The organism is Lentzea sp. NPDC020367 (assembly GCF_044387305.1).
Taxonomy (GTDB): domain Bacteria; phylum Actinomycetota; class Actinomycetes; order Mycobacteriales; family Pseudonocardiaceae; genus Lentzea.
Genome location: NZ_JBIRVV010000001.1, coordinates 533,281 through 554,977 on the forward strand (window position 1 = coordinate 533,281; position 21,697 = coordinate 554,977).

At 69.5% G+C, this 21,697-nt stretch carries 18 protein-coding genes; 13 read left to right on the forward strand and 5 right to left on the reverse strand.

The window, feature by feature from the left end:
- Window positions 1-47: 47 nt before the first annotated feature.
- Genes ACH413_RS02335 through purU form a run of 5 tightly spaced genes read left to right on the forward strand, consistent with a single transcriptional unit; the run spans window position 48 to window position 5,815 of the window.
- Window positions 48-1,277, forward strand: coding sequence for a sarcosine oxidase subunit beta family protein (locus tag ACH413_RS02335; RefSeq protein ID WP_360029822.1), 1,230 nt, complete (start codon window positions 48-50; stop codon window positions 1,275-1,277).
- A gap of 12 nt (window positions 1,278-1,289) precedes the next feature.
- Window positions 1,290-1,571, forward strand: a complete 282-nt coding sequence (locus ACH413_RS02340) for a sarcosine oxidase subunit delta (RefSeq protein ID WP_093601803.1) — start codon at window positions 1,290-1,292, stop codon at window positions 1,569-1,571.
- Window positions 1,568-4,405, forward strand: coding sequence for a 2Fe-2S iron-sulfur cluster-binding protein (locus ACH413_RS02345; RefSeq protein ID WP_360029823.1), 2,838 nt, complete (start codon window positions 1,568-1,570; stop codon window positions 4,403-4,405). The genes ACH413_RS02340 and ACH413_RS02345 overlap by 4 nt, the downstream gene beginning before the upstream one ends.
- On the forward strand, window positions 4,395-4,973 hold the full coding sequence (locus ACH413_RS02350; protein WP_360029824.1) for a sarcosine oxidase subunit gamma family protein: 579 nt from the start codon (window positions 4,395-4,397) through the stop codon (window positions 4,971-4,973). Before ACH413_RS02345 ends, ACH413_RS02350 begins: the two co-directional genes overlap by 11 nt.
- Window positions 4,973-5,815 (forward strand): formyltetrahydrofolate deformylase, encoded by an 843-nt coding sequence (gene purU, locus ACH413_RS02355; protein WP_360029825.1) that lies wholly within the window; start codon window positions 4,973-4,975, stop codon window positions 5,813-5,815. Before ACH413_RS02350 ends, purU begins: the two co-directional genes overlap by 1 nt.
- On the opposite strand, the gene ACH413_RS02360 is transcribed toward purU, so the two are convergent.
- Window positions 5,812-6,405 carry a class I SAM-dependent methyltransferase gene (locus ACH413_RS02360; protein WP_360029826.1) on the reverse strand — a complete coding sequence of 198 codons (594 nt, stop codon included), beginning with the start codon at window positions 6,403-6,405 and terminating at the stop codon, window positions 5,812-5,814. The two genes, purU and ACH413_RS02360, sit on opposite strands and share 4 nt — an antisense overlap.
- Window positions 6,406-6,506: 101 nt before the next feature.
- On the opposite strand from ACH413_RS02360, the gene ACH413_RS02365 reads away from it, so the two are divergent.
- Window positions 6,507-7,802 carry an MFS transporter gene (locus tag ACH413_RS02365; RefSeq protein WP_360029827.1) on the forward strand — a complete coding sequence of 432 codons (1,296 nt, stop codon included), beginning with the start codon at window positions 6,507-6,509 and terminating at the stop codon, window positions 7,800-7,802.
- Window positions 7,803-7,881: 79 nt separating this feature from the next.
- Window positions 7,882-9,930 carry a fibronectin type III domain-containing protein gene (locus ACH413_RS02370; RefSeq protein ID WP_360029828.1) on the forward strand — a complete coding sequence of 683 codons (2,049 nt, stop codon included), beginning with the start codon at window positions 7,882-7,884 and terminating at the stop codon, window positions 9,928-9,930.
- Between the two features lie 28 nt (window positions 9,931-9,958).
- Here ACH413_RS02370 and ACH413_RS02375 read toward each other — a convergent pair whose 3' ends face one another.
- Entirely contained in the window at window positions 9,959-10,828 is an 870-nt protein-coding gene (locus tag ACH413_RS02375) for an XRE family transcriptional regulator (protein WP_360029829.1), read from the reverse strand.
- Window positions 10,829-11,024: 196 nt separating this feature from the next.
- Between ACH413_RS02375 and ACH413_RS02380 the strand changes: the two genes are divergently transcribed.
- The 3 genes from ACH413_RS02380 to asnB all read left to right on the forward strand — a co-directional run bounded on the left by ACH413_RS02380 (window position 11,025) and on the right by asnB (window position 16,422).
- Complete coding sequence (locus tag ACH413_RS02380; RefSeq protein WP_360029830.1) at window positions 11,025-13,304, forward strand: proprotein convertase P-domain-containing protein; 2,280 nt, start codon at window positions 11,025-11,027, stop codon at window positions 13,302-13,304.
- A gap of 224 nt (window positions 13,305-13,528) precedes the next feature.
- Window positions 13,529-14,470 carry a phytanoyl-CoA dioxygenase family protein gene (locus ACH413_RS02385; protein ID WP_360029831.1) on the forward strand — a complete coding sequence of 314 codons (942 nt, stop codon included), beginning with the start codon at window positions 13,529-13,531 and terminating at the stop codon, window positions 14,468-14,470.
- 20 nt (window positions 14,471-14,490) lie between these two features.
- A complete protein-coding gene (gene asnB, locus ACH413_RS02390) occupies window positions 14,491-16,422 on the forward strand; it encodes an asparagine synthase (glutamine-hydrolyzing) (RefSeq protein ID WP_360029833.1) in 1,932 nt (643 codons plus the stop codon).
- A 37-nt stretch (window positions 16,423-16,459) separates the two neighbouring features.
- Here asnB and ACH413_RS02395 read toward each other — a convergent pair whose 3' ends face one another.
- Window positions 16,460-17,497, reverse strand: coding sequence for a CU044_5270 family protein (locus ACH413_RS02395; protein WP_360029834.1), 1,038 nt, complete (start codon window positions 17,495-17,497; stop codon window positions 16,460-16,462).
- Window positions 17,494-18,066: a sigma-70 family RNA polymerase sigma factor gene (locus ACH413_RS02400; protein ID WP_360029835.1), complete on the reverse strand. Its 573-nt coding sequence runs from the start codon at window positions 18,064-18,066 to the stop codon at window positions 17,494-17,496. The genes ACH413_RS02395 and ACH413_RS02400 overlap by 4 nt, the downstream gene beginning before the upstream one ends.
- 145 nt (window positions 18,067-18,211) lie before the next feature.
- On the opposite strand from ACH413_RS02400, the gene ACH413_RS02405 reads away from it, so the two are divergent.
- Window positions 18,212-18,649 carry a GNAT family N-acetyltransferase gene (locus tag ACH413_RS02405; RefSeq protein ID WP_360029836.1) on the forward strand — a complete coding sequence of 146 codons (438 nt, stop codon included), beginning with the start codon at window positions 18,212-18,214 and terminating at the stop codon, window positions 18,647-18,649.
- On the opposite strand, the gene ACH413_RS02410 is transcribed toward ACH413_RS02405, so the two are convergent.
- On the reverse strand, window positions 18,595-19,866 hold the full coding sequence (locus tag ACH413_RS02410; protein WP_360029837.1) for a cation:proton antiporter: 1,272 nt from the start codon (window positions 19,864-19,866) through the stop codon (window positions 18,595-18,597). The genes ACH413_RS02405 and ACH413_RS02410 overlap by 55 nt on opposite strands.
- 147 nt (window positions 19,867-20,013) lie before the next feature.
- Here ACH413_RS02410 and ACH413_RS02415 point away from each other — a divergent pair, with 147 nt between their 5' ends.
- Window positions 20,014-20,652 (forward strand): response regulator transcription factor, encoded by a 639-nt coding sequence (locus ACH413_RS02415; RefSeq protein WP_360029838.1) that lies wholly within the window; start codon window positions 20,014-20,016, stop codon window positions 20,650-20,652.
- Complete coding sequence (locus tag ACH413_RS02420; RefSeq protein ID WP_360029839.1) at window positions 20,649-21,680, forward strand: histidine kinase; 1,032 nt, start codon at window positions 20,649-20,651, stop codon at window positions 21,678-21,680. The genes ACH413_RS02415 and ACH413_RS02420 overlap by 4 nt, the downstream gene beginning before the upstream one ends.
- Window positions 21,681-21,697 lie beyond the last annotated feature (17 nt).

A 21,697-nucleotide genomic window follows, 5' to 3' on the forward strand; every position in this document is an offset into this window, starting at 1 on the left:
ACTGATATACCAGTAGTCGACCAGATGATTTCGCTGGAGGCGTCGCAATGACCAGCCCGCCCGGAGCACATCTGCCCGAGCACCCGGACTTCCTCTGGGACAACCCGGAACCGAAGGCCTCCTACGACGTCGTGATCGTCGGCGGGGGTGGGCACGGCATCGCGACCGCCTACTACCTCGCGAAGGTGCACGGGATCACGAACGTCGCGGTGCTCGAGAAGGGCTGGCTCGCGGGCGGCAACATGGCCCGCAACACGACGATCATCCGGTCGAACTACCTGTGGGACGAGAGCTCCGGCATCTACGAGCACTCGCTGAAGCTGTGGGAGGGCCTGGAGGAGGACCTCGGCTACCCGATCCTGTTCGACCAGCGCGGTGTGCTGAACCTCGCGCACAGCCTGCAGGACGTGCGCGACAGCGTCCGGCGGGTCAACGCGAACCGGCTCAACGGCATCGACGCGGAGTGGGTGGATCCGGCCGGGGTCAAGGAGATCTGCCCGATCGTCAACACCTCGCCGGACGTCCGCTACCCGGTGCTGGGCGCGACCTACCAGCCGCGCGCGGGCATCGCGAAGCACGACTACGTGGCGTGGGGCTACGCGCGGGCCGCGCACGCGATGGGTGTCGACCTCATCCAGAACTGCGAGGTCACCGGGCTGGAGACGTCGCAAGGCCGCATCACCGCAGTAGAAACGAGTCGCGGGCGCATCGCCGCCGGCAAGGTCGCGTTGTGCGCCGCCGGGCACAGCTCGGTGCTCGCGAAGATGGTCGGCCTGCGCCTCCCGCTCGCCTCGCACCCGTTGCAGGCCCTGGTTTCCGAACTCCTCGAACCCGTGCACCCGACCGTCGTGATGTCGAACGCCGTGCACGTCTACGTCTCCCAGGCGCACAAGGGAGAACTGGTGATGGGCGCCGGGATCGACAGCTACAACGGGTACGGCCAGCGGGGGTCGTTCCACATCATCGAGCAGCAGATGTCGGCGGCGCTGGAGTTGTTCCCGGTCTTCGCCCGCGCGCACCTGCTGCGGACGTGGGCGGGCATCGTCGACGTCAGCCCGGACGCCTCGCCGATCGTCGGCCTCACGCCGGTGGGCGGGCTGTACCTGAACTGCGGCTGGGGAACCGGCGGGTTCAAGGCCACCCCCGGTGTCGGTGACTGCTTCGCGCACACCATCGCCCACGACAAGCCGCACCCGTTCAACGAGCCGTTCACCCTCGAGCGCTTCACCACGGGCGCTCTCGTCGACGAGCACGGCGCCGCCGCCGTGGCCCACTAGTAGGAGCTGACGATGCAACTCATCCCGTGTCCGTGGTGCGGGCCGCGCGAGGAAGCGGAGTTCCACTACGGCGGCCAGGCCCACGTCGCGTATCCCGAGGACCCGTCGGCGCTGACCGACGAGGAATGGGCCCAGTACGTGTTCTTCCGGGAGAACCCGAGCGGCCCGTTCGCCGAGCGCTGGAGCCACAACGCCGGGTGCCGGCGGTGGTTCAACGCCGTCCGCGACACCCGCACCCACGACCTGCTGGCCGTCTACCGCGTGGGCGAGCCCATGCCCGAGGTGATCGCATGACGTTCCGCACGCCCACCGGTGGCGCGATCGACCGGGACACGGTGCTGCACTTCACCTTCAACGGCCAGACCTACGCCGGGCACCCCGGGGACACGCTCGCGTCGGCCCTGCTCGCCAACGGCGTGCACGAGGTCGGCAGCAGCGTGAAGCTGGGCCGTCCGCGCGGCATCGTCGCGGCGGGCTCCGAGGACCCGACCTCGCTGGTCCAGATCGAGGCGCCGTTCTCCGAGCCGATGCTGCTCGCGACGACGGTGGAGCTTTACGACGGTCTGGTGGCGCGCGGGCTTGCAGGCCAGGGAAAGCTCGCGGCCGAACCCGATCCGGCTCGGTACGACGCCAAGCACGAGCACTGCGACGTGCTGGTCGTGGGCGCCGGGCCCGCTGGTCTGATGGCGGCGCTGACCGCTGCCCGCAGCGGCGCGCGGGTGGTGCTGGTGGACGAGCAGAACCAGGCCGGCGGCGCGTTGCTGGGCGTGGACGAGTACCTGGACGAGCGGCCGTCCGCCGAGTGGGTCGCGGACATCGTCGCGGAACTCAGGAGCACGCCGGGTGTGCTGGTGCTGGAGCGCACGACGGCGTTCGGCATGTACCAGGACGGGTTCGTGCTCGCCCTGCAGAAGCGCACCGACCACCTCGGGTTCGCGGCACCGGAAGGCGTTGCCCGGCAACGGGTCTGGCGGATCCGGACCAGGCAGACCGTGCTCGCGACCGGTGCCCACGAACGTCCGGTGGTGTTCGCGGGCAACGACCGGCCCGGCATCATGCTGGCCTCGTCCGCCCGCACGTTCCTGCACCGCTACGGCGTGCTGCCCGGCTCGCGGGCCGTCGTGTTCACCACCAACGACAGCGCGTACTGCGCGGCGATCGACCTCGCGGAGTCCGGTGTGGACATCGCGCTGATCGTCGACGCCCGCCAGGAGGCTCCCGCCCGGCTCGCGACCGAGTGCGCGGCACGGGGCATCGAGGTCCGCGCCGGGCACGTGGTGGTCGGAACCGAGGGCGACGGACGGGTGACCGCGGTGCGGATCGGCGCACTGGCCCCCGCTTCGCCGGACGTCACCGTTCACTGCGACACCGTCCTCGTGTCGGGTGGCTGGAACCCAGTGGTGAGCCTGTTCAGCCAGGCGCGCGGGAAGCTGCGCTACGACGCGGAACTCGGAGCTTTCGTACCGGGTGAGAAGCTTTCCACGGTCCGGGCGGCCGGGTCCGCGACCGGTGAGCTCGACCTGAACGCGTGTGCGCGGCAGGGACGGGACGCCGGTGCGGAGGCCGCCACCGCTGCCGGGTTCGCGCCGGGTGGTCAGGTTCCGCTGCCCGTGTCGGACTCGCGGTGCACGGCACGCTCCGGCCTCGTGCTGTGGCGGGTGCCGGGCGACGACGACGCCAGCTTCGTCGACCTGCAAAGGGATTCGACGGTCGCGGACGTGCTGCGGGCGACCGGCGCGGGCCTGCGGTCGTTGGAGCACATCAAGCGCTACACGACCATCGGCACCGCGCACGACCAGGGCAAGACGTCCGGCATGATCGCGGCGGGCATCGTCGCCGAGGCGCTCGGCGTCGAACTGGAAGACCAGCGGCCCACGACGTTCCGCCCGCCCTACACCTCCATCTCCTTCGCCGCACTGGCCGGACGCGACCGCGGCGAGCTGCACGACCCGGTGCGCGTCACCGCGATCCACCCGTGGCACGTGGCGCACGGCGCGTTGTTCGAGGACGTCGGGCAGTGGAAGCGGCCCTGGTACTACCCGAGGCCGGGCGAGGACCTGCACACGGCCGTGCTGCGCGAGTGCCGTGCCACGCGGGAGAGCGTCGGCATGATGGACGGCTCGACGCTCGGCAAGATCGACGTGCAGGGCCGTGACGCCGGCAAGTTCCTGGACATGCTCTACACGAACATGATGAGCACGCTGAAGGTCGGCAAGATCCGCTACGGCGTGATGTGCGGCGTCGACGGCATGGTGATCGACGACGGCACGGTGATCCGAGTCGGCGAGGAGCGCTACCTCATCACCACGACCACCGGCAACGCCGCGAAGATCCTCGACTGGATGGAGGAGTGGCTCCAGACGGAGTGGCCGCACCTCGACGTGCACTGCACCTCGGTCACCGAGCACTGGGCCACGATCCCGTTGGTGGGCCCGCGATCCCGGGACGTGCTCGCCGCCGTCGCTCCCGAGCTGGACGTGTCGAACGAGGCGTTCGAGTTCATGACCTGGCACGACACCGTCGTCGCCGGAGTCCCGGCGCGGGTGTGCCGGATCAGCTTCTCCGGCGAGCTGGCCTACGAGATCAACGTGACCGCCTGGCACGGCATCGCCGTCTGGGAGGCGTTGATGGCGGCGGGGGAGCAGTACGGGATCACGCCGTACGGCACCGAGACCATGCACGTGCTCCGCGCCGAGAAGGGCTACCCGATCATCGGCCAGGAGACCGACGCGACGGTGACGCCGCAGGACCTGGGCATGTCGTGGGCCGTGTCGAAGAAGAAGCCGGACTTCATCGGCAAGCGCTCCTTCGCCCGCGCCGAGAACAACCGCACGGACCGCAAACAGCTGGTGGGGCTCCTGCCCGTCGATCCGGCGGTGCTGCTGCCGGAGGGGTCGCAGATCGTCGAGACCGACCGGCTGCCCGAACCGCCGGTGCGGATGCTCGGCCACGTCACGTCCAGCTACCCGAGTGCCGCGTTGGGACGAACGTTCGCGTTGGCGCTGGTGCGCTCGGGCCACGAACGCATCGGCGAGACGTTGTACGTGCCCGTCGAGGACGCGCTCGTGCCGGTCACCGTCACCGAATCCGTGCTGTACGACAAGGAAGGAGCCCGTCGTGACGGCTAGCCCTCTCTCCGCGTGGACTGATCGGCTGGCGGCGCTCGCCCCCGTGCTGACCGCCGCCGAGGTGCCGTTCCGCTCGCAGCTCACCGTCCGCGTGTCCGACCAGGACGCCATCGCGGCGATGGGCGCGGCGCTCGGCGTCCGGTTCCCTTCTGCCGCTTGCACTTTCACCTCGGGTACCGGACAGTTCGGGGACGTCGAGGTGCTGTGGCTGGGTCCTGACGAGTTCCTCGTCGTGGCCCCGCCCGACCTGCAGGTCACGATCGAGGAGGTGTTGCGTGGCGCGCTCGGGACTGTCAGAGGGTCCGTTGTGGACACTTCGGCTCAACGCACGACCGTGGTCCTGGAAGGGCCGGAAGTCCGAGACGTGCTGGCTCACGGATGTTCCGTGGACCTGCACCCGGCTTCGGCTCCCGGCGGCACTTGCGTGCAGACGCTGCTCGCCAGGACGGGAATCGTCCTGCAGGTGAACGGCGACGACCGGTTCACGGTCCTGGTGCGCTCGTCGTTCGCCGAGTACTTCGCGGCGTGGCTCGTGGACGCGTGCTCCGAGTACCTGGCGGTGGCGTGATGCCCCAGTTCACCCTGACCCTGAACTGTCCGGAACGCGCGGGCATCGTGCACGCCGTGACGTCGTTCCTGGTCGACCACGGCTGCGACATCGTGCAGCACCAGCAGTTCGACGACGACGTGCGCGGGAAGTTGTTCCTGCGCACCGCGTTCTCCTGCGACGGCGTCGAAGCGGACGACCTCGCCGGTGAGTTCGCGAAGGTCGCGACCCAGTTCGAGATGGACTTCGACCTGTGGGACGACCGGCCGCCGCGCGTGCTCGTGATGGTGTCGAAGGCCGGCCACTGCCTGAACGACCTGCTCTTCCGCTGGCGCGCGGGCGGTCTCGGCGGTGAGATCGCCGCGATCGTCTCGAACCACGAGGACCTGCGCCCGATGGCGGAGGCGGCCAGCCTCGACTTCGTGCACGTGCCCAACACCGCCGACACCAAGCACCTGGCCGAGCAACGCCTGGTCGAACTGGTCGACGAGTACCAGGCCGATCTGGTGGTGCTGGCGCGGTACATGCAGGTGCTGTCCAACGACCTGTGCGCCAAGCTGGCCGGCCGCGTGATCAACATCCACCACTCGTTCCTGCCGGGCTTCAAGGGCGCCAAGCCCTACCACCAGGCCTACGACCGGGGCGTGAAGTACGTGGGCGCGACGGCCCACTACGTCACCCCGGACCTCGACGAGGGCCCGATCATCGAACAGGAGGTGCTGCGCGTGGACCACTCCTTCGACCCCCGCGCGCTCACCGCCGCCGGTCGTGACGCCGAGGCGCTCGCCCTGTCGCGGGCCGTCCGCTGGCACTGCGAGCACCGGGTTCTGCTCAACGGCAACGGAACCGTCGTCTTCCGCTAGTCCTTGCGCACGAGCATCTGGGCCTGCAGGAACCGTTCGCCGTCGATCGGTTCCCGCACCAGCCTGCCGACCTCGGCGAAACCCGCCTGCTTCAGGAGATCCGCCAGGCTGGACGGCGACCAGCGGTAGGCGAGCGTCACCTTGTGGTCGAACTCCTGCGGCTCGGGATCGTCACCGGCGAAGAACCCGAGCATCAGGTGACCTCCGGGCTTGAGCACGCGGAAGAACTCGGCGAACACGGCCGGCAGTTCGCGCGGTGGCATGTGAATGACCGAGTAGAACGCCAGAATGCCGCCGAGAGCCCCGTCCTCGAGGTCCAGCGCGGCCATCGACCCCACCTCGAACCTCAGGTCCGGATGGGCCTCGCGGGCGATCGCGATCATCGCGGGGGAGAGGTCGAGCCCGGACACGTCCAGCCCGAGCGAGCGCAGGTGCGCGGTCAGATGGCCGGGGCCGCACCCGAGGTCGGCGACCGGCCCGTCGGTGAGTTCGGCGAACGCGGCCAGCATCGCGCGTTCGAGCGGTCGGGTGTCGAGCACGTCGCTGAAGAGTTCGGCGTAGAGGGACGCCACTTCGTCGTACGGAGTCACGGCGAAAACCCTACCGTGAATTGTTGTGAGTGAGTGGCTGTTGCCATAGAGCGGCTATTGCACCGTCGACGCAAACCTATTTCCGTGCATATAGTGCGGCCGTGATTTCCGTTCTGCGCGATCCGACGTACCGGAGTCTGTTCGGCGCCCAGGTCGTCGCGCTGACCGGAACGGGACTGGCCACCGTCGCGCTCGGCCTGCTGGCCTACGACCTCGCCGGAGCGGAGGCGGGCGCGGTGCTCGGCACCGCGCTGGCGATCAAGATGATCGCCTACGTCACGGTGGCGCCGATCGCCACTGCGGTGCTCGGCGCGCTGCCTCGCCGTGCCGTGCTGATCGCGCTCGACCTGGTGCGGGTCGTGGTGGCCGCGTCGCTGCCGTGGGTCAGCGAGGTGTGGCAGGTCTACGTGCTGATCTTCCTGCTGCAGGCCGGATCGGCCGCGTTCACGCCGTTGTTCCAGGCGACCATCCCGGACGTGCTGCCCGACGAACGCGAGTACACCCGCGCGATCACGTTGTCCCGCACGGCCTACGACCTGGAGAGCCTGCTCAGCCCGGCGCTCGCCGCCGCGGCGCTGGCGGTCTTCAGCTTCCACCAGCTCTTCCTCGGCACCGCGCTCGGGTTCGCCGCCTCCGCCCTGCTCGTTCTGTCGGTCACCCTGCCGCGCCCGAAGCCGTTGCCGCGCAAGGGAGGCCGGTACGACAACACCACGCGCGGCATCCGCATCTACCTCGCCACGCCGCGGTTGCGCGGCCTTCTCGCCGTGCATCTCGCCGCGGCGGCCGCGGGCTCGATGGTGTTCGTGAACACCGTGGCGCACGTGCGGGACGGACTCGGCCGTGACGCGTCCGACGTCGCCATCGCCTTGGCCGCCAACGGACTGGGGTCGCTGACGGCGGCATTGTTGTTGCCCCGGCTGCTCGAACGATTCACGGATCGCGCTGTGGTGCTGCGCGCGGCGGTCACGCTCGTGGTCGTGCTGTTCGCCGGAATGGTGTTCGCCGGGAATTGGTCGACTTTGCTGGTGCTGTGGGCGTTGATCGGTGCGGGGTGTTCGCTCGCTCTCACGCCGGGCGCCCGGCTGCTGCGCCGCTCGGCCGATCCGCACGACCGGCCCGCGTTGTTCGCCGCGGACTTCGCGCTGTCCCACGCCTGCTGGCTGCTCTGCTACCCGCTCGCCGGGTGGCTGGCCACGACCGCGGGCATCACCACCGCGTTCGTCGTGCTCGGCGCGATGACCGCTGTGGGTGCGCTGGGTGCACTCAAGCTTTGGCCCACGTACGACCCGGAGGTCGTCGAGCACGAGCACCGCGACCCCACCGGCGGTGTGTGGACGCATTCGCACGAGTTCCGAATCAACTCCGACCACGTGCGGTGGCCTGAATTGAAGAGGTAGAACCGAAAAGTTAAATTCGCAGGTCGCAGGTATTCCGGAATACGGTTTCGGCATCCCTGCCTGCGAAGGAGTTCCACTCATGCGATTGCGCAGCAAATTCATCGCTGCCGCGTGCGGATCGGTCCTGACGATCAGCGCGCTCAACGCCGTGCAGAGCGTGGCCGCGGCCCAGCCGGATCCGGCGGCCCAGCAGAACGAGGCCCACCAGCGGTTCCAGGGGCTGTCGCAGGACCTGCGCGGCCGGCTCGCCGGGCACTGGTTCGACGCGTCGGCCGGCAAGCTCACCGTCGCCGTCCCGACCGAGGACGCGGCACGGCAAGCACGCGCCGAGGGCGCCAACGCCGTTGTGGTGCAACGCAGTGCCGCCGAACTCGACCGGACGCTCGGCGAGGTCAGGAAGCTGGTCGGCGGCGGCGTGCCCGGCGTCTACAGCTGGGGCATCGACGTGCGCGACAACCAGGTCGACGTCACGGTCAACACGACGAAGAAGACCGAGGCCACCGAACGGTTCCTGGAGAAGGTGCGGGCGCTCGGCGGCGTCAACATCGCGGAAACGCGGTCCCAGCCACAACAGCAGGCCGGCACCGTCCAGGCGGGCAGCCCGTGGTGGCCGGGCTCGGAGACGTACTGCTCCGTCGGCTTCCCCGCGACGGATGCCAACGGCGGCAAGCACTTCCTGACCGCCGGACACTGCACGAACGACGCCAACCAGGCCGCGTACGGGCAGATCAGCCAGCAGAACCGCCTGGGCACGTCGAACGTCGGCGGCAGCCGCAGCGTCAACGCCCGCGAGGGCGACATGGGCGTCGTCGCGGTGACCGAGTCCGGCTGGAACCTGTCCCCGGTCGTCAACACGTACGGCTCGCCCGCCATCACCCTGACCGGCTCGGCCGAGGCGATGGTCGGCGACCGAGTCTGCCACTCGGGCAACACCTCGAAGTGGCAGTGCGGCGAGGTCAAGTACGTCAACAAGTCCGTGGACTACGGCGGCGGCCTGGTCATCGAGGGGTTGACCTGGACCACGGCGTGCTCGCTCGGCGGCGACTCCGGAGGCGCGTGGCTGCTCGGCGACAAGGCGGTGGGCCTGCACGACGGCGGTCCGTCGAAGTGCGTGCAGAACCCCACCAACGACGCCGACCTGTCGATCTTCCAGCCGGTCAACGAGGCGTTGCGCAAGTGGAACCTCACCCTGGTGACCGGGGGCGGCGACACCGCGGCCCCCAGCGCACCCGGCAACCCGCGCTCGACGGGCACCACCGCGTCCAGCGTCGCCCTGGCCTGGGACGCGTCCACGGACAACGTCGCGGTGACGGGCTACGACGTCTACAACGGCGGCACGCTCGCCACGACCGTCACCGGCACCACGGCGACCGTCACAGGCCTGAAGGCGGACACGGACTACACGTTCACCATCAAGGCCAAGGACGCCGCGGGCAACGCGTCCGCCGCGAGCGCGTCGGTCACCGCCCGCACCCAGCCGGGCAGCGCCGACGCGGAACCGCCGACCGCACCGAACAACTTCCGCTCCACCGGCGTCACGGCGTCGAGCGTCTCGCTGGCCTGGGACGTCTCGACGGACAACGTCGGCGTGACGGGTTACGAGGTGCTCAACGGCAGCACGGTCGCCGCGAAGGTCACGGGCACCACCGCGACCGTGAGCGGACTGACCGCCGACACCGCGTACACGTTCACGGTCCGCGCACTGGACGCCGCCGGCAACCAGTCGAAGCCGTCCACGGCGGTCAACGCGCGCACGTCGTCCGGCAACACCGGCGGGCGCACCTTCACGAACGACACGGACTACCAGATCCGTGACTTCCAGACGGCGATCAGCGCGGTGCGATCCACCGCCACCGGCTCCGCCCAGAACCCCATCACGGTCAAGGTGGACGCCACCCACACCTGTCTGGAAGACCTGAACGTCACGCTCGTCGCGCCGAGCGGCCGCACGTATCCGCTGCTGCGCACGCCCGGCGGCAGCTACAGCTGCCACCCGTTCCCGGCGGGCAGGACGTTCACCGTGGTCCCCGGTGCAGGGGAGACCGCGAGCGGCAGCTGGACGCTGCGCATCGGGGACAACGGCCCCGGTGACACGGGCGTCCTGAGCAGCTGGTCGCTCACGGTCTAGGAGAAGGGTGGACCTGGTGAACGGTCGTTCACCAGGTCCACTCGAACCCGTAGCACCCCGGCCCGAACTTCAGGGCCACCCCCAGCACCGACCCGCCCTCGTCCAGCTGCACCCCGAACGACTGCCGCGCCCCGTCCGCGTCCTGCACCACCCGGCGGCAGGTGCGCGGAACCGCGTCGAACGTGACCTCCAGGACGTACTCGTGCACCGGCCGCCGGAACTTCCGGGAGTAGTTGGTGGCCAACGGGTACGGCGCCTGGTTCACCAGCTCGTGCTCGGTGATCACCGTCTGCCCCCGCCGCAACGGCGCCCGGAACAACAGCTCCGCCACCAGCAGCCCGTCGGACGGACGCGTGACGACCCGTCCGAGCCGGCAGTTGTGCAGCGGCCTGATGATCGGCAACGGCCGGTCGTGCTCGTCGAGGTGCAGGATCACCACCCACCGGTCCGGCCCGTCCTCCTCCGCCCGCAGCACCTGCCGCGACACGAACGACCGCTCACCCCGCTCCGGTCCGACCGTCACGCGGTCGTGCTGACTGATCCGCGTCAGCCGCGAGTCCCAGCGCGTGTCGACTCCGCCGACCACGTCCTCGATCACCGCGGGCATCGGCCAGAACGCGCTGATGGAACTCTGCAGCCGGCTCCCGCGCAACGCCGGGGCGAGCAGGGCGGACAACGCGCCGGGCTCCAGTTCCAGCACTTCTTCCAGGTGCGTGACGGCGGCGAGCGACGCACGGCGTTCCGGCCGGCTGCGGCCCGTCTGCCAGTAGCTCAGCGTCGCGAGGCTCACCGAGACGCCTCGGCGGGCGAGGTGGTCGCGGATCCGTTCGAGCGACAGGCCACGCGCTCCGACCGCGTCCCGCAACGTGGACGCGAAGTCGGGCATCGGGAGCGACATCGTTGTCTCCTTCCGGCGGGTGCACCGACGCTATCCCTCTGATGGCGCAACGGATGCCGGGACTTAAAAGTGAAATCGGACATCGGTGGAACGCCGCACGTCAATCGTGACGACAACCATCCGAACGACCGGATGTCCGGCGGGACTTCGACAGCTACGGTCGCGTGACCCTGCATCCCTGCGAAGGAGCCCGACTGTGCGAAGAAGAAGATCTCTGCTCGCCACAGCACTGGTGTCTGTCACCGTGGCAGCGCTGGCCCTCCCTGCGGCCTCCGCGCCCGCCCTGGCAGCCGGGTGTTCCGGCACCAACGACGCCGACGTGGCGATCGGCGACAACACGACGGTCGAGTCGTCCATCGCCATCAGCGACTGCGCGTCGGCCCCGTCGGCCACCGCCACGGTGCCGGTGAAGATCGTCCACACCTACATCGGTGACCTCCAGGTCAGCCTGGTCGCCCCGGACGGCTCCGCCTACGTCCTGCACAACCGCTCCGGCGGCTCCGCGGACAACATCGACCAGACCTACACCGTCGACCTGTCGGGCGAGACCTCGAACGGCACGTGGAAGCTGCGGGTCAACGACAACGCGAACAACGACACCGGCCGGATCGACACCTGGTCGCTGAACCTCGGCGGCTCCAACCCGGCCAACGACTTCTCCGTCGCCGTGTCACCGACGTCCGGTTCGGTGGCGGCGGGCTCGACCGCCTCGACCACCGTGCAGACGCAGACGACGGCCGGCCAGGCGCAGACCGTCGCGCTCACCGCCACCGGGCTGCCCTCCGGTGCCACCGCGTCGTTCTCCCCGTCGTCCGTCACGACGGGCTCGAACTCGACGCTGTCGATCAGCACCACGGCGTCGATCTCCTCGGGCACCTACCCGATCACCGTCCGGGCCGCGGGCACCACGACCAAGACCGCGACCTACACGCTGACGGTCACCGGTGGCACCGGTCCGCAGATCCCGGACATCGACATCGCGGCGGTCAAGGCGCACCTCGCCCAGTTCGGCACGATCGCCTCGCAGAACGGCGGCAACCGGCGTTCCACCTCGGCCGGCTACCGCGCGTCGGTGACGTACGTGAAGGACAAGCTCACCGCGGCCGGGTACAGCGTGACCGAGCAGCCCTGCACCTCGGGCTGCACCAGCGGCGCCGGCCCGAACGTGATCGCGGAGTGGCCCGGCGGCAACGCGAACAACGTCTACATGTTCGGCGCCCACCTCGACGGCGTGTCCGCGGGTCCCGGCATCAACGACAACGGTTCCGGTTCGGCGTCGTTGCTGGAGACCGCGCTGGTGCTCGCCCAGCGCAACCCGTCGATGCTGAACAAGGTCCGCTTCGGCTGGTGGACCGACGAGGAGCAGGGCCTCAACGGCTCGCGCTTCTACGTCTCCCAGCTGCCTGCCGCCGAGCGTTCGAAGATCAAGACCTACCACAACTTCGACATGGTCGGGTCGACCAACGGCGGCTACTTCATCAACAACATCACCAGCACCCAGTCCACGCACATGAAGGCGTACTGGGACTCCCTGGGCCTGCAGCCGGAGGAGAACACCGAGGGCCGCAACCGGTCCGACGACGCGTCCTTCACCAACGCGGGCATCCCCGCGTCCGGGTACGCGATGGGTGCCAGCGCGCGCAAGACGGCGGCCCAGGCGACGAAGTGGGGCGGTACCTCGGGTGCCGCGTTCGACCCCTGCTACCACGCGTCCTGCGACACCACCGCGAACATCAGCGACACGCACCTCAACCGCGCGGTCGACGGCATCGCCTACACCCTGTGGAAGTCGGCCGTGGGCACCGGCACGCCGGGCGCCGACTTCTCCGTCTCGGTGTCGCCGACGTCCGGTTCCGTCGCGGCGGGCTCGTCCGTCACGGCCACCGTCGGCACCACCACGGTGAGCGGTGACGCGCAGTCCGTCACGCTGTCCGCGTCCGGACTTCCCTCCGGCGCGACGGCTTCGTTCAGCCCGGCCTCGGTCACCACCGGGTCGAGCTCGACGCTGACGATCAGCACCACGGCGTCGGTCGCCGCGGGCACCTACCCGGTGACGATCACCGCCGCCGGTTCCGCCTCCCGCACGGCCACCTACTCGCTGACCGTCACGGGCGGCGGTGGCGGCAGCTGCACCGGCACGAACCCCAACGACGTCGCCATCCCGGACGCGGGCGCCGCGGTCGACAGCGACGTCGTGATCTCCGGCTGTTCCTCGACGCCGTCCGCCAGTTCCGTGGTGACGGTGCGGATCGTCCACCCGTACGTCGGTGACCTGACGGTGGCGCTCATCGCGCCGGACGGCACGTCCTACACGCTCCACAACCGCACCGGTGGTTCCGCCGACAACATCGACCGCACGTTCACGGCCGACGTGTCGAGCGAGACCGCCAACGGGACGTGGAAGCTCCGCGTTCGCGACCTGGCGGCGCAGGACGTCGGCACGATCGACACCTGGGGCATCAACCTGGCCCCGTAGGCGGTTTTTCCCGAGCAGTTCCCCGAGGGCCCTGGGCGACCAGGGCCCTCACCCATTTCTGCGGTCATGTTCGTGTCGACGCGCCGAATCCGGCGGAGGTTGGCTGTCGCGGAGACCTTTTTGGACTGTTACACAACGCTGAAGTGCGCTTGTCCGCGGTACCCGGGTGCGTCCCGCGAATCCGGCACCTTGAGACCCATCCCACAAAGGCTCGCTTTTCCGGGTTGATCGGGATTGAAATCGAAATGCGCCGAGCCGCTGAGCTCGCATCGATTCTTCGGACCCGAAAGGCTGTTGCCTTGAACGCACCCGTGATGAATGCTGCCTGGACGACGATGACCAGGGCGGAACGCGAACAGTTCGACGAGGACGGCTATCTGCTGATTCGCGGGGCGCTTTCCCCGGACGAGGTCGAGTTTTATCGTGATGCGATCGATCGGGTTTATGCACGACACACCTCGGGCGAGCCGCTGCATTTGCTCAGTGCGGTGCGGCACTGCCCGGATCTCGCCGGACTGCTCGACCATCCCGCCGTTTTCGGTTATGTGTGGTCGATGATGGGCTGGAACACGCACGTCTACCACTCGCACATCGACGTGCACCCGCGCGTGAAAGAGGAGAAGCCGTTCTGGTGGCACTGGCACCAGGACGGTGGCCGGCAGAACCGCGAGATCGAGACGGACCCGCGGCCGAGACTGTCGGTGAAGCTCGCCTACTGGTTCTCGGACGTCTCGCGGCCCGGACGCGGCAATCTGACCATCGTGCCTGGTAGTCACAAGACCAACTGGCTTCCCGGTCCGCCCAGCAGGGGCGTCGAGTGGCCCACGCCCGACGGTGCGCGGCAGGTGCTCGTCGAGCCCGGCGACGTGCTGTTCTTCGACCGCCGGATCTGGCACGCGCGCTCCGACAACCACTCCGACGTGACCCGCAAGGTCGCTTTCTTCGGGTACACCTCGCGGTGGATCCACATTCGGGACGAGGTCGAGGACCTGCCCGCGCAGCCGTGGTGGAAGAACATCTCCCCGGTCCAGCGCCAGCTGCTCGGAAACGCCGGCGACGGCAGTGGCGACCACGCCTGGGGGCATTTCCCGGAAACCACTCCGCTTTACGGCGAACTGGCCGCACGCGGTCTTCTTGACTCCAGCATTCCCGCCCTGATTCCCTGACTGAGGACGTTCCCAATCCCATGTGTGGACTGCTGACCTACATCTGCTCCTCCGGTTCGGCGAAGGACAAGACCGCCGGGATCGAGAGGGCGCTCGAAACCCTGCACCACCGCGGCCCGGACGACACCGGCTGCGTGACCGTCGGCGACGAAGTGGTGATGGGCTTCAAACGGCTGTCCATCATCGACGTCGAACACAGCGAGCAACCGCTCGAGTACGAGGACGGACGCTATGTCATCACGTTCAACGGCGAGATCTACAACTACCTGGAACTCAGAGATGAACTGATCGCCGCCGGGCTCACGTTCTCGACGAAAGGCGACACCGAGGTCATCGTCGCCGCCTATCACCACTGGGGCCAGGCGGCCGTCCGGCGGCTGCGCGGGATGTTCGCGTTCGTCCTCTGGGACCGTCAGGAACGGGTCGCGTTCGGCGCGCGCGACCCGTTCGGCATCAAGCCGCTGTTCCACCTCGTCACCGACGAGGGCGTGTTCTTCGCGAGCGAGAAGAAGGCGCTGCTGCCGTTCGCCGCGTGGGGCGACCAGACCCTCGACCACGCGAGCCTGTCGTACTACCTGACGCTGCAGTACGTGCCGGAGCCGGCGACGCTGCACAGGCAGATCAAGCGGATCGGCTCGGGGGAGTGCTTCACCTACCGCGCCGAGGACGGCCTGGCCGTGCGGCGGTACTACCAGCCGGAGTTCCGGCCGGTGCCGCAGGACGATCCGGAACGGCTCTACGCCCGGATCCGGGACGCTCTCAGGGAAAGCGTCCGGATCCACATGCGTTCGGACGTGCCGGTCGGCGCGTTCCTGTCGAGCGGCATCGACTCGACGGCGGTCGTCGCGCTGGCGCGGGAGGTCAACCCGGACATCCTGACGTTCACCGCCGCCCTGGAGGTCGAGGGCTACTCCGAGCTGCCGGTCGCCGAGGAGACCGCGAAAGCCCTCGGCGTGACGATGCATCCGGTCGTGGTCGACGCGCAGATGATGATGGACGCGCTGCCCGAGATCATCTGGCATCTCGACGAACCGGTGGCCGACCCGGCGCTCGTGCCGTTGTACTACGTGGCGAAGAAGGCGAGCGAGCACGTCACGGTCGCGCTGTCCGGCGAGGGTTCCGACGAGTTCTTCGCCGGCTACACCATCTACCGGGAACCGTTGTCGCTCAAGGCGGTCACCGGCCTGCCCGACGGCGTGCGGCGCGGACTCAGGGCCGTGTCGAAGGCCATCCCGCAGGGCGTGAAGGGCAAGAGCTTCCTCGAACGTGGCACCACGCCGATCGCGGAACGCTACTACGGCAACGCGCGGATGTTCACCGAGGCGGAGAAGTCGTTGCTGCTCAAGCAGTACGACTCCGGCGTGAGCTACACCGACGTCACCGGGCCGATCTACGCCGAGGCGCAGCACCTCGGCGACGTCGAGAAGATGCAGTACGTCGACCTCTACACGTGGCTGCGCGGCGACATCCTGGTGAAGGCCGACCGGATGTCGATGGCGAACTCGCTGGAGGTGCGGGTGCCGTTCCTCGACTACGCGGTGTTCGACGTGGCCGCGACGATTCCACGTGAACTCAAGCTGCCGCCGCGGTCGGCCGACACGAAGTACGCGCTGCGCCGCGCCCTCGAAGGCGTGGTGCCGCCGCACGTCGTGAACCGGGTGAAGCTCGGGTTCCCCACACCGATCCGGGTGTGGCTGCGCGCCGAGATGTACCAGTGGGCGTCGCACGTCCTCGACACCTCGCGCGCCGACTGGCTCATCGACCTCGATCTGGTGCGCCGATTGCTCGAAGAGCACAGGGACGGCGTGGCCGACCACAGCCGGAAGATCTGGACCGTGCTGGTCTTCTGCCTCTGGTACGAGATCTTCGTGACCGGGAGCATCGACCCGCGGCCGAAGCGGGCGGCGTCGCAGCTGCTGACCAAGCCGGTGCTGGCGAAGCCCGCTGTCTGAGAACGGGTGGGGCTTCCGTCGGGGGAGGCCCCACCCGTCACTTCGTCTGGCCGCGCCCGTTGACCACGGACGTGGTGATGGAGCTGGAGTAGGTCTCGACACCGGGCCTGATCCAGGCCTGGTAAGGCTGGACGCCGGCCACCGTGCGCTCACCGATGAACTCGCCGGTCGTGGGATCGATGATCAGCTGCCGTTGCTCGTGCTCGGTCGTGAGGCCCAGCGCGACACCCTCGCGTCCGTCCACAGTGGTCGCCTGGTGGGCGATCTGGATGCCGGGGATCTTCGCGATGGCGCGGTACCACTGGGCCCGCAGGTCCGCGGGCATCATGCCGGTGGCCAGGATCTGGATGGCGTAGTGGAACATCGTGTCCGGTGCGCTGCCGCGGTTCGCCGTCAGCTCTTTGAGCCGGCCGTACAGCTCGTCCGGATCGCGTGGCAGTCGCGCGTAGAACTCCGGGCTGTCCCAGTCGTCCGGATCGCCGCACACCTTCTTCGGCTTGGCCTCCGGGAAGAAGTCGCCGCACGCGCCGGCCCACTGGCCCTGGTCGGTGGGCTGGATCCCCAGCGGCGGCGGGACCTGCCCCTCCGGCAGGTTCTGGCCGATCAACCGCGGCGGTCCCAGTACCTTGCGCGTCTCCTGCCAGACGTCGCGGTCGTTCGCCGGGATCCAGCGCGAGATCTCCTGCTCCACCAGGTAGGTGAAGCCGACGGTGCTGTCCGGTTTCTCGGCGTTCGAACGGCCGGACCTCACGCGTTCGACGCGCAGCAGGTACTGGCCGGGGCCGACCTTCGGTGCCACCGCGCCGACGTCGATGCTGTCCGCCGCCCGCAGCAGCACCTCGGACGCCGTCGCGACGGTCAGCGTCCGCTGCCTGCTGACCACGACCCCGGCGGTGCCCGCGGCCAGCAGCACGACCGCCGCCGCGGCCGCCGGCAGCACCCACCTGCGGCGCTTCCGCAACGGCGTCACGCCGTCGAGTTCGGCCATCAGCCTGGCGCGCGCCCCCGCCAGGTCGCCGGGCGCCTCGCGGGCGTCGCGGTGCAGCAGCTCGAATGCCTCGTCGAGCTCTTTCATCGGGGTGCTTCCTCCGTGGAGTTCGTGAGCAGGGACTGCAGGCGGTGGCGCAGCCGGTGCAGGCGCGAGCGGACCGTGCTGGACGGCACGCCGAGCGCGTCGGCGACCTCGGCCGGTTCCAGTCCGGCCCACGAGGTCAGCAGCAGGACGTCGCGGTCCTGCTCGCCGAGCTGGGCGAGCGCCCCGGCGAGCACGCGCATCCTGGCGGCGGCGTCGACGCGGTCGGCGACCACGGTGTCGTGGTTCTCGACCTCGGTCTCGCCGCCGGCCGCCCGGGACGTCAGCCGCAGGCCCCGCACCTCCTGCCGCACGTGGTTGCGCAGCAGGTTCGTCGCGATGCCGTACAGCCAGCTGCGGGCGGTGGCCTGGGTGGGGTCGTACGTCCGGCGTCTTCGCAGCGCGACGAGGAACGTCTCGGCCACGAGGTCGTCGGCCACGTCGGGGCCCACCCGTCCGGCGAGATAGGCGCGGATCTGCCCGGCGTAGGTGTCGAAAAGCCACGCGAAGACCTCCTTCGGGTCCTGCGTGGCAAGGTCGGGCCGGTGCCCCTGCTCGGCGATGCGGGTCACGATAGGAGTTGTCGCGAGCACCCGCCCGCGTCCCGTTGATCCGAACGAATGAGACCCACGTCACTTCGGCGGCCTGGAGTGGCCTCTTGGTTTACGTCTGGAATGGGTCTTCTGAGATGCCACTTGGTGGACGAACATCAGCACCGTGACCACCTTCACCCACGCCATCACCGAGCTCGACGGCGCCGAGACCGCCCTGGCGTTCGACGCGATGCGAGAGCTTCGCCCGCACCTCACCGACGTCGACGAGTTCGTGGAGCTCGTGCGCGGCCAGCGCCGTGAGGGCTACCGGATCGCCGCCTCCTCCGACGCGAACGGCCAGGTCGTGGCGGTGGCCGGGTTCCGGCACATGACCAACCTCTACGCCGGATCGCACCTCTACATCGACGACCTGAGCACGCTCCCGTCCGCCCGCGGCCAGGGCCACGCGAGCGCCCTGCTGCGGTGGGTCGACGACGAGGCCCGCCGTCTCGGCTGCGCGGGCGTGCACCTCGACTCCGGGACGCCGAGGCACAACGCACATCGCCTCTACCTGGCCTCGGGCTTCGTCATCCCCGCGTTCCACTTCGCCAAGAGCCTCTGAAAGGGCTTCGCCCCGACGCCGTGCAGGACGACGCTGCCGAGCACGCAGCCGACGGTGAGCGCCAGGATCGTGTCGGCGGTGTTCCCCTCCGGCAGCCGGTTGTAGGCCAGCAGCCCGAACACGATCGTCGTCGTGCCGCGCGGGCCCAGCGCGCCGACGAGCAGGCGTTCGCGGCGAGGCATCCGTGAGCCCGTGAAGGCGAGGAACACGGGCACGATCCGGACCACGGTGAGCACGGCCGCGCAGAACAGCAGGATCTGCCACGAGACGCCCAGGTAGAACGTGAGCACGGCGGCGATGCCGACCACGAACCACATGGTCATCGTCAGCAGCCCGGTGACGTCCTCCAGCAGGTGCAGGTCGGTGTTCAACGCGTCCGTGCGCGCCTCGGCCCGTCCCGTGCGGACCCTACGGGCCTTGAGCAGCCGGTGCACGTACCGGAACGCGATGCCGCAGACGAACGAGGCGACGAAGCCGTTGCCGTCGATCGCGACCGTCGCGGTGTAGGTCAGCAGCGGCGCCAGCAGCACCGCGACCCGTGCGGACTGGTCGCTCACCCAGCCGGCCTGGTGCGCGAGGTCCATCAGCCAGCCGAGCAGCGCGCCGATCACGACACCGGCCAGCAGGGCCTTCAGCGCGAACGGCAGCACCGTGCCCAGCGCTTCCAGCGGCGTGCGGTCCTGGGAGTCGTCGCCCGCCAGGATCAGCGCGAACAGGAACAGCGGGGTGACGATGCCGTCGTTGTAGCCGCTCTCGACGTTCAACGTGCCGCGCACCCGCACCGACAGCCCGGGGTCGCGCACGACCCGTTCCGCCGGGGCGAAGTCGATCGGCACCGTCACGCACGCGACCAGCAGCAGGACCGCCCACGGCAGGGTGGGGAACAGCAGCCAGCCCAGCAGCGCGGCCACGGCGATGCTCACCGGCATGGCCACCAGCAGCACCCGTGCCACCAGCCCGGGATAGGCGCCCCACAGGCGGCCCGCGCGCACCTCGGTGGCGTCGACGAACAGCAGCACCGCGAGGATGATCTCGGCCGCGTGCTGCACCGACTCGGTGTTGAGACCGTCCGCGATGCCGTTCGGCTCGAACAACCCGACCACGACCCCGGCCAGCACCATCACCAGCGGCGCGCCGAGGAGCCAGCGGTCCAGCCGGTTCGCCGCCAGTGACCTGACGACCATGGCGAACGCGGCGGCGAGCAACAGCGAGTTCATCCGCTCATCCTGGCGGACTGTGTCCTAAGAGGACGTCCGACTCGGCCGCACCCCGCCGATCGTCGGGTGTGATCCAGCCGGTCGGGGGAGGCCGGACCGACCAGCCCCGGATGCGCGCTCGTGCCGCGCGGGCCGAGACTGGAGCGCATGGTTCGCGTGATCGTCGTCGACGACGAGGAGTTGGTGCGCTCGGGGTTCCGCCTGATCCTGCGGGCGGCGGGGGACATCGAGGTCGTCGCGACGGTGACGGGCGCGCAGGCGGTGAAGGAGGTGAGCCTGCACCGCCCGGACGTCGTGCTGCTCGACATCCGGATGCCCGACGTGGACGGGCTCACGATCCTGCGGCAGCTGCGCGGCTTCGCGGAGCCACCGGTGGTGGCGATGCTCACGACGTTCGACTCGGACGAGTACATCGCGACGGCGCTGCGGTCGGGCGCGGCCGGGTTCCTGCTGAAGGACACCGCACCGGACCAGCTCGCGCAGTTCGTCCGCACGCTCGCGGCGGGTGGTGTGGTGCTGTCGCCGAAGGTCACGCGCACGGTGGTGGACGGGTATCTGGGGTCGGGTGCCGGTTCCCCGGAGGCGGTGCGGATCGAGCGGCTGACCGAGCGCGAACGGGCCGTGCTGGTGCTGGTGGCCGAGGGACTGTCCAATGCGGACATCGCCGCGCGCATCCACGTCAGCGTCGGCACGGTGAAGGACCACGTGTCCGCGATCCTGGCCAAGCTGGGCGTCGGCAGCCGCGTGCAGGCGGCCCTGCTGGCCCAGCGCGCGGGGTTGCTGTGAACCGGGCGCTGCTCGTCAACGCCGCGTTGGTCGTGGTCGCGGCCGTCGAGTCGGGGCTCAACGCGCCGCACGATCCGCTTTCGTCTTGTGTCGCGGTTCTGGCGGTGGTCGCGCTGGTGTTCCGGAGTCGCTGGCCCGTTCTGGTGTTCCTGGCGACGTTGCCGGCGTTGGCGATCGTCGGCGGGCTGCTCGCGACCGTGTTCGCGCTCTACTCGGTGGCGGTGCGGCATTCGGATCGGGTGCTCTTGACGGGGTGCGCGGTGCTCGGGACGGCCGGATATCTCTTTCCCGGCATGGATCTCGAGGTGGAGCACGCCGACGTGCTGCTCGTGGGGATCTACGCGGTGATGACGGCCGTGGCGCCGATCTTCTTCGGCAGGCTCGTCTGGGCACGCGAGTACGAACGGGAGCTGCACGCGCAGGCCGTGCTGGCCAGGGAACGCAACCAGCTGGCGCGCGAGATGCACGACGTCGTCTCGCACAAGGTCAGCCTGATCGCGGTCCAGGCGGGAGCGCTGAGCGTGTCCACTGCCGATCCCGACGCCAGGGCCGCCGCCGAGAACGTTCGCCGGTTGTCCGTCGACACGCTGGACGAGTTGCGGCACATGGTGAACCTGCTGCGCGCGTCCGGAAGTTCCGCCACCGAGCTGGCGCCCCAACCGACGTTGTCCGATGTGGACGGACTGGTCGCGGGCAGCGGCATCGAGGCCACGCTGACCGGGTCCGCTCCCGCCGGCATCGACTCGGCGTTCCAGCGCACGATCTACCGGACGATCCAGGAAGCCCTCACCAACGTCCGCAAGCACGCCCCCGGCAGCACGGCCCACGTCGAGATCGCGCACGACACCCACCTGACCGTGACCGTCACGAACACCGCGCCGACCCATCCCACGCTCGCGTTGCCCAGCGCCCGGCACGGACTGCTCGGCCTCCAGGAGCGGGCGGCCCTGCTCGGCGGGGTGATCACGTCCGGCCCAACGTCGACCGGAGGGTTCCGGCTCCAGCTGCGCTTGCCCCTCTCTCGCTGACAATTCACCTAAACCGG

Excerpts from the sequence above, each read along its gene's own strand:
- ACH413_RS02345 (WP_360029823.1), top strand. The coding sequence starts at position 1,568 with ATGACGTTCCGCACGCCCACCGGTGGCGCGATCGACCGGGACACGGTG.
- ACH413_RS02375 (WP_360029829.1), bottom strand. The coding sequence starts at position 10,828 with ATGTCGCTCCCGATGCCCGACTTCGCGTCCACGTTGCGGGACGCGGTC.
- asnB (WP_360029833.1), top strand. The coding sequence starts at position 14,491 with ATGTGTGGACTGCTGACCTACATCTGCTCCTCCGGTTCGGCGAAGGAC.
- ACH413_RS02340 (WP_093601803.1), top strand. The coding sequence starts at position 1,290 with ATGCAACTCATCCCGTGTCCGTGGTGCGGGCCGCGCGAGGAAGCGGAG.
- purU (WP_360029825.1), top strand. The coding sequence starts at position 4,973 with ATGCCCCAGTTCACCCTGACCCTGAACTGTCCGGAACGCGCGGGCATC.
- ACH413_RS02370 (WP_360029828.1), top strand. The coding sequence starts at position 7,882 with ATGCGATTGCGCAGCAAATTCATCGCTGCCGCGTGCGGATCGGTCCTG.
- ACH413_RS02410 (WP_360029837.1), bottom strand. The coding sequence starts at position 19,866 with ATGAACTCGCTGTTGCTCGCCGCCGCGTTCGCCATGGTCGTCAGGTCA.
- ACH413_RS02395 (WP_360029834.1), bottom strand. The coding sequence starts at position 17,497 with ATGAAAGAGCTCGACGAGGCATTCGAGCTGCTGCACCGCGACGCCCGC.
- ACH413_RS02335 (WP_360029822.1), top strand. The coding sequence starts at position 48 with ATGACCAGCCCGCCCGGAGCACATCTGCCCGAGCACCCGGACTTCCTC.
- ACH413_RS02415 (WP_360029838.1), top strand. The coding sequence starts at position 20,014 with ATGGTTCGCGTGATCGTCGTCGACGACGAGGAGTTGGTGCGCTCGGGG.